Genomic DNA, 13,450 nt, shown 5'->3' with positions numbered 1-13,450 from the left:
CACCTTCGCTCTCGGTCCCGCAAAACCCCGGAGGCCCCCTGGGCCGTCGAAAGGAGAGATCCCCTTGCCCCCTTCGCCCTTCTCCCTGGCCCCGTCCCTGCGGGAGGGCCGCTTCCTGCAGCGTCTCAACCGCTTCGTGGTGGAGGCGGACCTGGAGGGACGGACGGTCCGGGCGCACCTCCCCAACCCCGGACGGCTCCTGGAGCTGCTGGTCCCGGGGCGCCCCCTGTGGCTGGCCCCCTCGGGAGGGACCCTGCCCTTCCGGACGGTGGGGGTACAGCGGCTGGACTCCTTCGTCCCCCTGGACACCCTCCGGGCCAACGACGCGGCGGAACACCTGCTGCGCCAACGCGGGATCCCGGGGCTGGAGGACGCCGCGGTGACCCGCCGGGAGGTGGCGGTCGGGGCGAGCCGCTTCGACTTCCTCCTGCAGCGCAGCGGCGGGCCCTTTCTCCTGGAGGTGAAGTGCTGCACCCTCTTCGACCGACGGCTGGCCCTCTTCCCCGACGCCCCCTCCCTGCGGGGGCGTCGCCACCTGGACCACCTGGGGGAGCTGGCCTCCTCGGGACAGCCCTGCGGGGTGCTCTTCCTCGTGCAGGCCCCGGTGCCTCGGGCCTTCCTGCCGGACTGGCACACCGACCCGGAGTTCGCCGCAAGCCTCTTCGCCGCCCGGGATAGGGGGGTGGAGGTCTTCGTGGCGGCCCTTTCCTGGGACGAGGCCTTCCGCCTGTCCCCGGAGGTGAGGGAGCTGCCGGTGCCCTGGGAGGCGGGGATGCGGGAGGCCCGGGACCGGGGCTCCTACCTCCTGGTGCTGGAGCTGTCCCGGGACGAGATCCTGCCCGTGGGGGCCCTGGGGGAGCGTTTCTTCCCCAAGGGGTACTACGTCTACGCGGGCTCCGCCCGGGGGGGGCTCTCCGCCCGCCTCGCCCGGCACCGAAGGGTGGGAAAGAAGCTCCACGGGCACATCGATTTCCTGCGGGAACGGTGCCGGGTGGTGCGGGACCTGCCGGTGCGCTCCTCCCGGGACGAGGAGTGCGAGCTGGCCCGAAGGGTCGGGGAGCTGGCGGAAGAGGCGGTGCCCCGCTTCGGCTGCTCCGACTGCTCCTGCCCCAGCCACCTGTTCCGCTTCGCCTCAGACCCCTCGCGGTGCGGTCCCCTCTTCGAGGCGGTGCTGGACCTGCGCACCCGCCTTCCGGAGCTGGAACCGTGACCCTGGAGCCCCGCCCCTTCCTGGGACGCCTCCACCCCCTCCGGCTGGACCGGCAACCCCTCCCCCTCTTCCTGGACCGACGGGGCTTCTCCCTGCGGGAGGACCTGCTTCCCCAGGCGGACCCCGTCTTCGAGGGCTGGTACGGCGACCGGCTCTGGGTGCTCCTGCGCCGCATCCTCCCCCTCTGGACCCACCGCATGGGGGTGCGCCCCCGTTCCGTCTCCGTGAAGCCCCTCCGGTCCCGTTGGGGGTCCTGCGGGATCCACGGGGACCTGAGCTTCTCCTCCTCCCTGGCCCGGGTGGCCCCGGACCTGGTGGAGTACGTGGCGGTCCACGAGCTGGCCCATCTGGTGCACCGAAACCACCGCCGAGAGTTCTGGGACCTGGTGGCGTCCTGCCTGCCCGACCTGCCGGAACGACGTGCCCGCCTGCGGGACCCTTCGTTCCTTCCGCCCCGGAGAGAACGGGGGAGGTAACGCCCCCGAAAGGAAACGGTTAGAGAAATGAGAAGAACGATTGCCCCGCTCCTCCCCCCTCGGTAGAGTGTTCGTGAAGCGAATCCTTTACTTTGAGGAGGAAACACCATGCGCAAGCACCTGGCACTGCTGCTCCTGACCGCCGCCGTCCTGGCCCTCGCCCCCTCGGCCTTCGCCGCCGACAAGCCCCTGCCCCCGGTGGGACAGCCCATCATCGTCACCACCTGCGGCCAGAGCCCCGGCGCGGTGATGGTGAAGATGTCCTGCGTCCAGGCCAAGCTCGCGGCGGAACACAACAACAAACTCGCCGCCGCGGACCTGAAGGGCAAGGGCTACAAGACCCTCATCGTCACCACCGGCACCAGCATGAAAGGCATGGGCGCCGCAGGCACCAACGTGGACACGGAGGTCAAGCGGGTGAAGGAACTCATCGCCGAGGCCAAGAAGCAGGGCTTGCTGGTGGTGGCCGCCCACGTGGAGGGCATGTCCCGCCGGGTGGACAAGAGCGACCAGACCTCCATCGACGCGGTCCTGCCCGACGCCGGTCTGATCCTGGTGGTGAACGACAGCGACAAGGACGGCTACTTCACCAAGTACGCCGCCGCCAACGGCAAGCCCATCCTCAAGGTCTCCGATGCCCTGGGCATCGGGGCGGGCATGAAGAAACTGGCGAAGTAGCCTTTTCAGCGGGGGGATCCGAGAGGATCCCCCGTTTCGTACCTTCGAGGAAGGCCCGCAAGCCTTCCGACCTGTGATCCTCTTCTGAAAGGGAGTTCGCCATGTTCATCCATGCCGGGTTCGTCTTGGCCGTCATCGTGGCGGCCTTCGGGGTCGCCAAGTTCCTGCGCCTCAACACGGAGCTCTCCATGCTCGCCGGGGCTGTGGCGGGAGCGGTCGCCCACTTCCACGGCCTGCCGGTGCGGCACCTCGTGGAGGGAGCCTTCACCTACTTCGACGTGTGTCTCATCTTCCTCACCGCCACCTTCTTCATGAACCTCCTGAAGGAGGCGGGGGGCATCGCGTTCATCGTCCGTTGGATCGTGCGAACCTTCCACGCCCGCCGCTCCGTCTGTCTGCTGCTGCTCACCCTGGTGATGCTGGTCCCGGGGGCCCTCACCGGGTCCGGAGCCGCCACGGTGCTCACCGTGGGCACCCTGGTGGGATCGGTGCTCCTCACCATGGGGGTCCCCCACACCCGGGCCGCCGCCATCGTCTTCCTCTGCGCCGCCATGAGCGCCGCCGCGCCCCCCATCAACCTGTGGGCCATGATGGCCGCCGCGGGGGCCAACATGCCCTACGTGGGCTTCATGCTGCCTCTCCTGGTGCTCTCCGTGACCGGAGCGCTCCTCTCCATGTTCCTCCTGGCGGGGAAGGGAGAGCCCATCGACCTGGAATCCGCCCTGGCGACCCTGCCGGAGCCCCCGAAGGACATGTCCTGGGGACGGGTGCTGCTGCCCTTCGGGGTGCTCTTCGCCCTGGTGGTGGCAGGACGCCTCTTCCCCTTCCGGATGCCCATCCTGGGACTGCCCCTGATCTTCCTGCTCTCCGCGGCGGCGGTGCTCCTGGTGAGCCCCGTGCGCCTTCCCCTGTTCGACATCGCCTGCACCACCACCCGCTCCCTCATGCCCCTGGTGGGCATCATGGTGGTGGTGGGGGTCCTCATCCAGGTGATGGCCGCAAGCGGCAGCCGGGGGCTCATCTCCCTGGGGGTGGTCACCCTGCCCCTGGGGGTGCTCTTCGCCACCCTCTTCCTGATCCTGCCGATCTCCGAGGGGGCGGTGCAGTACGCCGCGGCTCCCCTGCTGGGGGTGCCCCTCATCATGCTCTTCAACATGAAGGGCATGGACCCGGTGATCGCCCTCTCCGCCATGGCGGTGATGTGGCCCCTGGGAGACTGCCTCCCCCCCACCGCGGTGGTGGGTCGGGCGGTGGTGATGGAACTGGACTACAAGGGACGGTACTACGGCGACTTCCTCAAGGCCTGCCTGGTGCCCGCCGCCCTGATCTCGCTGCTGGCCACCCTCTTCCTGGTGTTCAGCAAGAACCTGGCGTTCCTGGTGGGAGGCTAGACCCATGCCCGTGCTCGACAGCGTCATCAGCGTGCTCTACTACGGGATGACGGCGTTCTTCGCCTTCATCCTCGGCCGGAATCTCTGGAAAACCCGGGACCCCCAGGAGGCGGTTCTCTGCTCGGTGATCCTGATTCCCTTCGTCCTCCGGATCCTCCGGGTGAAGTAGGAGGCTCTCCATGAACGAACGCCGACTGAACCTCGTCAAGATCCTCTCCGTCGCCGCAGCCCTGGTCCTGGCGACCTTCGCGGGGCTGGAGTTCCGCCAGCACCGCACCTTCCGGGAGCCCACGGTCCTGGGCCCGGGGGTCACCAAGGTGGTCAAGCTGGGGGATTACTTCCCCGGCATCAAGGACACGATCAACGACTGCAACGTCTACGTGCTGGACAGCGGCAAGCCCGGCGGGGCGGCCCTGGTCATCGGGGGCACCCACCCGGAGGAGCCCAGCGCCAACCTCACCGCCCAGATGCTGGTGGAGACGGCGGTGCCCACCCAGGGCAAGCTCTTCGTGGTCATCCGGGCCAACCGGAGCGCTTCCACGGTGACCCGCCCCGGGGAGGCCTATCCCCTCTTCTACCGGGTTCCCACTCCCTGGGGGGAACAGGTCTACCGCATGGGGGACCGGAACGCCAACCCCCTGGACTCCTGGCCCGACCCGGAGGTATACGTCCACTACCCCAGCGGACAGATGCTGGCCTACATGGACGTGCGTAATCTGAACCGCTGCTGGCCCGGCAAGCCCGACGGCCTGCTGGTGGAGCGCACCACCTACGCCCTCTCCGAGCTGATCCGCAAGGAGAAGGTGGGCCTGGCGGTGGACTTCCACGAAGCGGAACTGGAGTACCCCGTCATCAACACCATCGTGGCCCACGAGAAGGCCCAGGCGGTGGCGGCCATGGCCTCCATGACCCTGAGCGCCCAGGAACTGCCGGTTCCCATCGCCATGGAGTTCTCCCCCGCGGGGCTGCACGGTCTCTCCCACCGGGAGATCGGGGACCACACCGACGCCATGTCCGTGCTCTTCGAGTCCCCGGAACCCTTCCTGGACCGAGTCCGGGGGGTGACGGACGAACACCTGCTCATGACGGGCAAGGATCCCTTCGTCATGGCGGCGGGGGCCCACAAGCTGCTCTACGCCCCCATCGACGAAAACGGCTGGCCCATCGACGTGCGGGTGGGGCGGCACATCTCCACCCTGCTGACGGTGCTGGACATCTACTCCCAGAACGACCCCGCCCAGGGCGTAACGATCCAGGGGGTGCCCCGCTACAAGGACGTGGTGGCCCGGGGCACCGGGGCGTTCCTGCAGGACCCGTCGAAGGCTCCGGCGGATCGGGTGGCCTTCGACTGATCGAAGCGGACAAGACGACACCGGGGAGGTGACGCCGCAAACATCGGCGAACCGCATTCTTGGAGGCAACCTGCGTTGTCCTTGTCCCCCTCTCTCCGACGCCCCGAGGCGTCGGAGAGAGCTGCCGTGTTGAGATGAGACGAGAGCACAGCCGAAGAGGAGGAAACCCTTATGCATGCATCACGACGCACCTCGAAGACTCTGTCCCTCGCCCTGACCCTGGGGCTCCTGCTGTCGATCCAGTCCGCAGCCCTGGCCTGCACCTCCATCCTGGTGGGCAAAAAGGCCACCGTCGACGGGTCCGTCATGACCAGCCACACCGTGGACGGCTGGTATGACCAGCGCGTGGTGGTGGTCCCCGGCAAGACCTTCCCCGCCGGCTCCACCGCCCCGGTGTACAAGAACCTCTGCTACCAGACCAAGCCCACCGCTCCCCTGCAGAAGGTGGGGGAGATCCCCCAGGTGGCCCAGACCTACACCTACTTCCACTCGGGGTACCCCTTCATGAACGAGCACCAGCTCATGATCGGGGAAACCACCATAGACGGCCGGGAGGAGTGCGTCAACGAGACCGGCTGGTTCACCATCGAGCAGCTTGAGGTCTTCGCCCTCCAGCGGGCCAAGACCGCCCGGGAGGCCATCAAGATCATGGGCGCCCTGGCGGAGCAGTACGGCTACGGGGACTACGGCGAGGCCCTCACCCTGGCGGACACCCAGGAGGCCTGGCTCTTCGAGATCGTGGGCCCCGGCCCCCTGTGGAAGCCCGGTTCGGGCAAGCCCGGCGCCCACTGGGTGGCGGTGCGGGTGCCCGACGACAGCGTCACCGTGAGCACCAACACCTCCCGGATCGGCGAGGTGAACCCCGCGGATCAGGACCACTTCCTGGCCAGCACCAACCTGACGGACTTCGCCAAGGATCAGGGCTGGTGGAAGCCCGGGACGACCTTCAGCTTCAAGAAGGCCTACGGCGAGAACCCCTACCCCCGCCTGTTCAACCAGAAGCGGCGGCTGTGGAGGGTCTACTCCACCCTCGCCCCATCCCAGAAGTTCGACCCCGCCCAGGATCCCCGGAACACGGACTACCCCCTCTTCGTGAAACCCGAGAAGAAGCTCTCCGTCCGGGACATCATGGCCATCCTGCGGGACCACTACGAGGGCACCCCCTACGACCTGACCAAGGGCCTCGCCGCCGATCCCTTCGGCACCCCGGACCGGTGGAAGACCCCCGCGTCCCTGGCCCCCAAGGGCTACGAGAACACCGAGTGGGAGCGGGCCATCTCCATCTTCCGCTGCTCCTACAGCTTCGTGTCCCAATCCCGCTCCTGGCTGCCCGATCCCGTGGGCGGCGTGGCCTGGGTGGGCATGGACGCCCCTCACAGCACCGTGTACCTGCCTTTCTACTGCGGCAACACCAGCACCCCCAAGTGCATCGCCGAGGGCAAGCGGGCGGAGTTCGACCGGGATTCCGCCTTCTGGGCCTTCCAGTTCGTGTCCAACTGGGCGAATCTGCGCTGGGACGCCATGATGAAGGACATCCGGGCCGCTCAGAAGGGCTACGAGGACGACGCATTCCTCAATCAGCCCTCCATCGAGAAGCAGGCCGCGGATCTCTACAAGAAGAACCCCGCGGAGGCGGTGAAGCTCCTCACCGACTACAGCAACGCCAACGCCACCAAGGTGGTGGAGGGCTGGTGGAAGCTGGGTTGGACCCTGGTGGGCAAGTACCACGACGGCTACATCACCGAGCCCGGCGGCAAGCAGACCTCTCCGGGCTACCCCACGGAGTGGCTCAAGAAGGTGGGCTTCGGGGAGACCATGCTCCAGCCCAAGAACTGACGCGTCGGCTTATCCCTTCGGATCCGGGAGCCCGTCTCCCGGATCCGAAGGGCACATGCGGGAGGTGGTGCCCCTCGGATCCGTGGTCTTACGCGTAGACAAGGTCGGTTTTGCACCTCTAGGTAAGGGAAGAGGAGGAAGAACACTCATGAAACGGAATCGTTTCCTGGCTCTGTGCGTCACGCTACTGGTCCTGGCCACCGCCGGATCCGCTCTGGCCTGCACCGTCACCGCCATCGGCAAGAAGGCCACCTCGGACGGGTCCATCATGACCAGCCACACCTGCGACGGCTGGTACGACAACCGCATCCAGGTCATCAAGGGACAGTCCTTCCCCGACGGGGCCATGACCCCCGTCTACAAGGAGATCTGCCACGGCACCCGTCCCAATCTGCCCCTCAAGAAGGTGGGGGAGATCCCCCAGGCCAAGAAGACTCTCACGTACTTCCACGTGGGCTACCCCTTCATGAACGAGAAACAGGTCATGATCGGCGAGTACACCTGGAGCGGCCGGGACGAGCTGCTCTGCGAGGAAAACGCCTGGATGATGATCGAACAGCTGGAGGTCTACGCCCTGCAGCGCGCCTCCACCGCCCGGGAAGCCATCCAGATCATGGGCGCCATCGCGGAGAAGTACGGCTACGCCGACGGCGGCGAGGCCCTCACCGTGGCGGACAAGAACGAGGTGTGGCTCTTCGAGATCGCCGGCCCCGGCCCCCTGTGGAAGCAGGGCGACAAGAAGCCCGGCGCCGTGTGGGCCGCCGTGCGGGTTCCCGACGACAGCTTCTTCGTGGGGGCCAACCGCTCCCGCATCACCGAGGTGAACCCCAAGGACAAGGACAACTGCATGGCCTCCTCCAACGTCTTCACCTTCGCCCAGGAGCAGGGGTGGTGGAAGCCCGGAGAGAAGTTCGTCTTCCATAAGGTCTACAACCCCGAACCCTACGGCTCCCCCTTCTACGCCCAGCGTCGGGAGTGGCGGATGCTGGCTCGGGTGGTCCCCTCCATGAAGCTGGACGCCTACAAGGACGAGCTGCCCCTCTTCGTGAAACCCGAGAAGAAGCTCTCCGTCCGGGAGGTCCAGGCACTGTACCGAGACCACCTGGAGGGCACGCCCTTCGATCTCACCCAGGGCCTGGCCGCCGGTCCCTTCGGCAACCCCAACCGGTTCGCCACCCCCGGGGGCGTGCGGCCCGAAGACCGCAAGAAGCTGGACTGGGAGCGAGCCATCTCCATGTTCCGCTGCTCCTACAGCTTCGTGTCCCAGTCCCGCTCCTGGCTGCCCGATCCCGTGGGCGGCGTGCTGTGGTTCGGCGAGGACGCCCCGGACACCACCGTGTACGTCCCCTTCTACTGCGGCAACACCTCCGTGCCCAAGTCCTTCGCGGAGGGCAAGCGCGCCGAGTTCGACCCCAACTCCGCCTTCTGGGCCTTCCAGTTCGTGAACAACTGGGCCATGCTCCGTTGGGACGCCATGATGAAGGACATCACCGCCGCCCAGAAGACCTATGAGGACGAGGCGTTCCGCAACCAGGCCTCCACGGAGAAGAAGGCCGCGGATCTCTTCAAGAAGAACCCCGCCGAGGCGGTCAAGTTCCTCACGGACTACTCCAACGCCCACGCCACCAAGGTGGTGGAGGGCTGGTGGAAGCTGGGCTGGACCCTGGTGGGCAAGTACCACGACGGCTACATCACCGAACCCAGCGGCAAGCAGACCTCTCCGGGCTACCCCACGGAGTGGCTCAAGAAGGTGGGCTTCGGGGAGACCATGCTCCAGCCCAAGAAGTAACCACCGGGCAACACACCTCTCACCTCCCGAAGGGTGCGGGCGCGCCATCGCCCGCACCCTTCCCTTTTGGGAAAACCCTTCCGGTCCGGTACAATCGTGTACCGGGGAAACACCCTTCCCCGCCCCAAACGTCAGGAGGGTTTGCCACGGACTCCATGCCCCGGACCACCCCGGATCCGCCCCACCCCTACCGCCCCATCCCCCTCTCCCTCCAGACGGAGCGGGTCTGGGGGGTGCTGCTCCTGGCGGGGTGGGGAGCCTCCCTCTTCGTGCCTCAACCCTTCCGGCCGGTCTTCCGCTCCTTCGACCTGGCGGCCCGGTTCGGGGACAGCGGCTACCTGGTGGCGGCCTCCTTCTGGCTGGTGTTCCTCAACACCTGCTCCGCCTGGATGCTCTATCTGGGATGGTTCCTCCTGGGAGACTACCTTTCCCGGAACAATCCCCAGCTCCCCCCCTGGAGCCGGTTTCTGCCCCTTCTCGCCATCCCCCTGTGCCTCCACGCCGCGGGGCTCCTGGAACACCGGGCGGCCCTGCACATGGGGGTCTCCTTTCTCCTGAGCGCCCTGAGCGTCTGGCTGGTGGCCTGGCTCACCGACGCCGTCCCGGGTTGGCCCAACAAGGCCCTGGCCCTGGGGCTTCTTCTGGGCTCCTTCCAGTGGCTGGACGTGATCCCCGCCCTCACCCCCTTCGGCTTCGGCCAGGGAGAGCTGGCGGCGACCCTCAAGACCCTCTCGGTCATCCTGGACAGGGCGGAGGTGCTGGACCTGGCGGGGTCCGTGGCCTTTCTGGGGGTCTTCTCGGGAGGGTTGGTGACCACGGGGCTTCTGGTGGCGGGAGACCGGCAGGTGCGGCAGCAGCGCCGCATCGCCCGGCAGGAGCGGGAGCTGGCCCGCCTTCGGGAGGAGCGGATCCGCACCCGGGGGCTCCTGGAACTCCAGCGGCTGGTGCACGACCTCAAGCGCCCCCTCACGGCGGTGCTGGGCCTGGGAGACCTGCTGCGCCAGCAGGCTGAGGACCCCTTCTGCCGGGACCACGGGGAGGTGATCTTCCGGTCCGCCACCACCATGAACGACCTGATCTCGGAGATCCTGAACCCCCGGTGGCGCCGCCGGATCACCGCAGGAGAGGTGCTGGACTACACCCGAAGCCAGGTCACCCCCCTGCCCTGGTGGCCTCGGGTGCAGGTGGAGGCACGGCGGGAGGACCTGGGGGTCCCCCTGGACCTGAACCTGGTGCGGTTCTCCCGGGCCCTGGTGAACCTGCTGGACAACGCCGCCCGGGCGGTGGAGGCAACCCCGGAGGGGAGCGTCTCCCTGCGGGTCTTCCGGGAGGCGGAGACGCTGGCCTTTCGAGTCCGGGACAACGGCCCGGGCTTCCGGGAGGACCCCCGGCCGGGGAAATCCCTCTGGGGCTCCACGGGGCTGGGCCTGCCTTTCGTGGAGGACGTGGCGGGGGAACACGGGGGGACCCTCGCGGTCCGTCGGGAGGGCTCCTGGACGGAAGTGACCCTGAGCCTTCCCCTTCGGGAAGAGCGGAAGGAGGAGAGGGCGTGACGGAGCTTTCCATCGGGGTACTGGACGACGATCGGGGCATCCTCTACACCCTGGAGGCCATGGGGCGCAGCCAGGGCTGGACCATGAGCGTCACCAGCGATGCGGAGGTCGCCCTGGGCTGGGTGGCCGAAGGGGCCTTGGACCTGATGCTGGTGGACTACCACATGCCCCAGATGAGCGGGGCGGAGTTCCTGCGCCGGGCTCGGAAGCTCTCCAAGACGGTGGTGCTGCTGGGCCTGACGGTGGAGGAGCGACTGGAGATCGCCCAGGAGATGCTGGAGGCGGGGGCGGACGACTTCGTCACCAAGCCCGTGAAGCTGGCGGACTTCGCCGCCCGGATCCATCTGCACGCCTCCCTGGCCCGGATGAAGGAGGCCGCCCTGTCCGCCACGCCGAAACACATCCACCACGACACCCTGGAACGGGTGCTCGCGGCCCTGCGGAGCTTCCGCGCCCGGGACCACCGCCCCACCTCCCAGGAGGTGGCGGCGGAGACGGGGCTCTCCTACCCCACGGTGCGCCGGTACCTGGAGTTCCTCTCCTCCCGCAAGCAGGTGGAACAGGCGGTGGTCTACCAGGACGGCCGCCCCGGGAGACCCCTGTACACCTACCGGCTCCTGGACGAGGGGTGACCTACCCCTCCAGCCGGGGCGCCTCGGAGGCGAGGCGTCGGGCGAGGGCCGCCCCCGTGGGGGTGACCGCAAGCCCCCCCCGGGAGGTCTCCCGAAGGGACGCGGGCAGGGCCCGCCCCACGCTCCCCAGGGCATCCACCACCTCGTCGGGGGGGATGAGGGACCGGATCCCCGACAGGGCCAGGTCCGCCCCCAGCACCGCCAGGCCCACCAGGGACCCGTTGCGCAGCACGCAGGGCACCTCCACCAGCCCCGCCACGGGGTCGCAGACCAATCCCAGGACGGACTGGAGCACCAGGGCGGCAGCGTGGACCCCGTCCTCCGGGGAGCCTCCCCGGAGGACCGCCAGGGCCGAAGCGGCCATGGCGGCGGCGGCGCCGCACTCTGCCTGGCAGCCCCCTTCCGCCCCCGCCAGGGTGGCCCGCTCCGCCACCACGGACCCCACCGCCCCGGCGACCACCAGGGCCGCCAGCAGCTCCTCCTCCGAGGGGGCGAAGGTTCGGCGGTACGCCACCAGGACCCCCGGCAGGATGCCGCAGCTTCCCGCGGTGGGGGCCGCCACGATGCGCCTCATGGCGGCGTTCCCCGTGGCCACCTTGAGCGCCAGGGCCGAAGCCTGGGCGGTGAAGGGCCCGGAGAGGGGGCTGCCCTCCCGAAGGTAGGCCTCCATCCGTTCCGCCTCCCCCCCCACCAGCCGCCCCCGGGCGGGATGCTCCTCCACCCCCCGCACCGAAGCCTCCAGGTCCTCCAAGCGACGACGCATCCGCTCCCGCACCTCCGCCGCCGGGATCCCCCGCTCCTCCTCCTCCAGGGCCAGCACCGCCTCGGGCAGGGACAGTCCCTCCCGACACCGGGCCAGGATCGCCTCGAAGGATCGCATCAGACTTCTCCCTCCGGCCCGGGCAGGACCAGCAGCCTCTCCAGTCCGGGGTGACAGGCCTCCAGGCGCGCCAGAAGCGCCCCGTCCGGGGCTCCGTCCAGTTCCAGCACCATGGCGGCCTTGGCGCCCCGGCCCTGGCGGTGTACGTTCATGGAGGCGATGTTCAGCCCCCCCTCCGCCAGCAGGGCGCTCACCGCGGCGATTACCCCCGGTTCGTCCCGGTGGAAGGTGACCAGGGTGGGGAAGGCCCCGGTGGCGCGGAGCTGGAACCCGTCCACGCTCTGAAGCTCCACCGCTCCGCCCCCCATGGAGGCTCCGATGACCTCCAGGGTCCTTCCGTCCTCCCCCCGGAAGACGAAGCGCACCGAGTTGGGGTGCGCCCCGTCGGCCCGCTCCGCGTGGAGCCGAAAGCGCAGCCCCCGTTCGGAGGCCAGGCGGAAGGACTCCCGCAGGGATTCGTCGTCGGGGCGCAGCCCCAGCAGCCCCGCCAGCAGGGCCCGATCGGTGCCGTGCCCCCAGAAGGTGGCGGCGAAGCTCCCCCGCAGGTACAGGTCCACTTCCGTCACCGGACGCCCCCAGCAGAGCCGAGCCAGATTGCCCAGGCGCACGGCCCCCGCGGTGTGGCTGGACGAAGGCCCCACCATCACGGGACCGATGATCTCCTCCAGGGCCATGGGCCCACCTCCTCCAAAACGGATCAGACAGCCTCCCCGAAACGCCCCTCCAGGGACAAGAGCGCCACGGAGGCCACGATGAGAGCCCCTCCCTGCAGGGCCCCCCGGGAGGGCACCTCCCCCAGGATCAGCCAGGCCCAGAGGAGGGCGAAGGCGATCTCGGACATGGAGACCAGGGAGGCCACGGTGGAGGGGACCTTGCGGAGGGCCCACAGAAGCAGGGCGTAGCCCCCCACGGTGGGGAGGGCCCCCATGTAGACCATGACCCCCCACCCCGCGGGGCGCACCGACGCCAGGACCTTCGCCCCCCCAAAGACGGCCCCGTAGACCAGCAGGGCTCCGGTGCCCCAGAGAAAAGCCTGGAGGAACATGCGGAAGGGCTCCGTCCTCCCCAGGCCGTACCGCCCCCCCAAGACGTACACCGCGTAGGAGGCTCCGCTGGCCAGGGCTCCCAGGACCCCCAGGAGATCCAGATGCCCCGAGAGGGCGCTCCGTCCCCCCACGGCGAACCAGACCCCCCCCAACCCCAGAAGCAGAGCCAGCCCCCTCAAGGGGGTGAGACGCTCCTTCCGCAGGAGGACCGTCCCCAGGATCACCCAGAGGGGAGAGGTGTAGAACAGCAGCACCGCCACTCCCACGGGGATGCGCACCACCGCCAGGTTGTACCCCACGTAGAGCAGCGCCATGCCGAACAGGCCGTAGGCCGCCAGCTCCGGGACCTCCTCCCGACGGAAGCGCAGGGCGGAAGGGCACCGCAGAAAGGCCCACCCCCCCACCAGACCGCAGGCCACCAAGCCCCTCACCAGGGAGATGGTCGCCGGGGTGGCCCCGTTCTCGTAGGCCAGCCGTCCCATGGGCCCCAAGGTTCCCCAGAGGCAGGCCGCCAGGACCACCGCCCCTCCATGCAAACAGGACAGATCGATTCCCTCCCCCGGGCGGCCCCGATCCGCCGCCCCCTGCATGGTACGCGATCCCCATG

13 protein-coding genes are annotated in these 13,450 nt (G+C 68.8%); 10 read left to right on the top strand and 3 right to left on the bottom strand.

All coding sequences use genetic code 11. The features are described 5' to 3' along the window. The first annotated feature begins 64 nt into the window (after positions 1 to 64). From sfsA to APAU_RS01805, 10 genes are all read left to right on the top strand, one after another. Complete coding sequence (gene sfsA / locus APAU_RS14520) at positions 65 to 1,210, top strand: DNA/RNA nuclease SfsA (RefSeq protein WP_006299956.1); 1,146 nt, start codon at positions 65 to 67, stop codon at positions 1,208 to 1,210. After that, positions 1,207 to 1,686, top strand: a complete 480-nt coding sequence (locus APAU_RS01845) for a M48 family metallopeptidase (protein ID WP_050792447.1) — start codon at positions 1,207 to 1,209, stop codon at positions 1,684 to 1,686. The genes sfsA and APAU_RS01845 overlap by 4 nt, the downstream gene beginning before the upstream one ends. Positions 1,687 to 1,794: 108 nt before the next feature. Next, positions 1,795 to 2,364 carry a DUF6305 family protein gene (locus APAU_RS01840; RefSeq protein WP_006299955.1) on the top strand — a complete coding sequence of 190 codons (570 nt, stop codon included), beginning with the start codon at positions 1,795 to 1,797 and terminating at the stop codon, positions 2,362 to 2,364. Between the two features lie 101 nt (positions 2,365 to 2,465). Then, positions 2,466 to 3,755: a hypothetical protein gene (locus APAU_RS01835; protein WP_006299954.1), complete on the top strand. Its 1,290-nt coding sequence runs from the start codon at positions 2,466 to 2,468 to the stop codon at positions 3,753 to 3,755. Between the two features lie 4 nt (positions 3,756 to 3,759). Then, positions 3,760 to 3,924: a hypothetical protein gene (locus APAU_RS13465; protein ID WP_006299953.1), complete on the top strand. Its 165-nt coding sequence runs from the start codon at positions 3,760 to 3,762 to the stop codon at positions 3,922 to 3,924. A gap of 10 nt (positions 3,925 to 3,934) precedes the next feature. Then, complete coding sequence (locus tag APAU_RS01825; RefSeq protein ID WP_006299952.1) at positions 3,935 to 5,107, top strand: M14 family metallopeptidase; 1,173 nt, start codon at positions 3,935 to 3,937, stop codon at positions 5,105 to 5,107. A gap of 171 nt (positions 5,108 to 5,278) precedes the next feature. After that, positions 5,279 to 6,943: a dipeptidase gene (locus APAU_RS01820; protein ID WP_006299951.1), complete on the top strand. Its 1,665-nt coding sequence runs from the start codon at positions 5,279 to 5,281 to the stop codon at positions 6,941 to 6,943. A gap of 148 nt (positions 6,944 to 7,091) precedes the next feature. Next, on the top strand, positions 7,092 to 8,732 hold the full coding sequence (locus APAU_RS01815; RefSeq protein WP_006299950.1) for a dipeptidase: 1,641 nt from the start codon (positions 7,092 to 7,094) through the stop codon (positions 8,730 to 8,732). Between the two features lie 155 nt (positions 8,733 to 8,887). Next, entirely contained in the window at positions 8,888 to 10,285 is a 1,398-nt protein-coding gene (locus APAU_RS01810) for a sensor histidine kinase (protein ID WP_006299949.1), read from the top strand. Then, entirely contained in the window at positions 10,282 to 10,917 is a 636-nt protein-coding gene (locus APAU_RS01805) for a response regulator (protein WP_006299948.1), read from the top strand. The genes APAU_RS01810 and APAU_RS01805 overlap by 4 nt, the downstream gene beginning before the upstream one ends. Before the next feature lies 1 nt (position 10,918). On the opposite strand, the gene sdaAA is transcribed toward APAU_RS01805, so the two are convergent. The 3 genes from sdaAA to APAU_RS01790 are packed head-to-tail and all read right to left on the bottom strand — an operon-like array spanning position 10,919 to position 13,433. Beyond that, positions 10,919 to 11,797 (bottom strand): L-serine ammonia-lyase, iron-sulfur-dependent, subunit alpha, encoded by an 879-nt coding sequence (gene sdaAA / locus APAU_RS01800; protein ID WP_006299947.1) that lies wholly within the window; start codon positions 11,795 to 11,797, stop codon positions 10,919 to 10,921. Next, positions 11,797 to 12,471 carry an L-serine ammonia-lyase, iron-sulfur-dependent subunit beta gene (sdaAB, locus tag APAU_RS01795; RefSeq protein WP_006299946.1) on the bottom strand — a complete coding sequence of 225 codons (675 nt, stop codon included), beginning with the start codon at positions 12,469 to 12,471 and terminating at the stop codon, positions 11,797 to 11,799. The genes sdaAA and sdaAB overlap by 1 nt, the downstream gene beginning before the upstream one ends. Before the next feature lie 23 nt (positions 12,472 to 12,494). Then, the gene (locus APAU_RS01790) at positions 12,495 to 13,433 is read right to left on the bottom strand and encodes a DMT family transporter (protein WP_006299945.1); all 939 of its coding nucleotides are present in this window, start codon (positions 13,431 to 13,433) and stop codon (positions 12,495 to 12,497) included. Positions 13,434 to 13,450: the final 17 nt, after the last annotated feature.

The organism is Aminomonas paucivorans DSM 12260, assembly GCF_000165795.1.
GTDB lineage: Bacteria > Synergistota > Synergistia > Synergistales > Synergistaceae > Aminomonas > Aminomonas paucivorans.
This window is presented reverse-complemented; position numbering and strand designations above follow the sequence as displayed.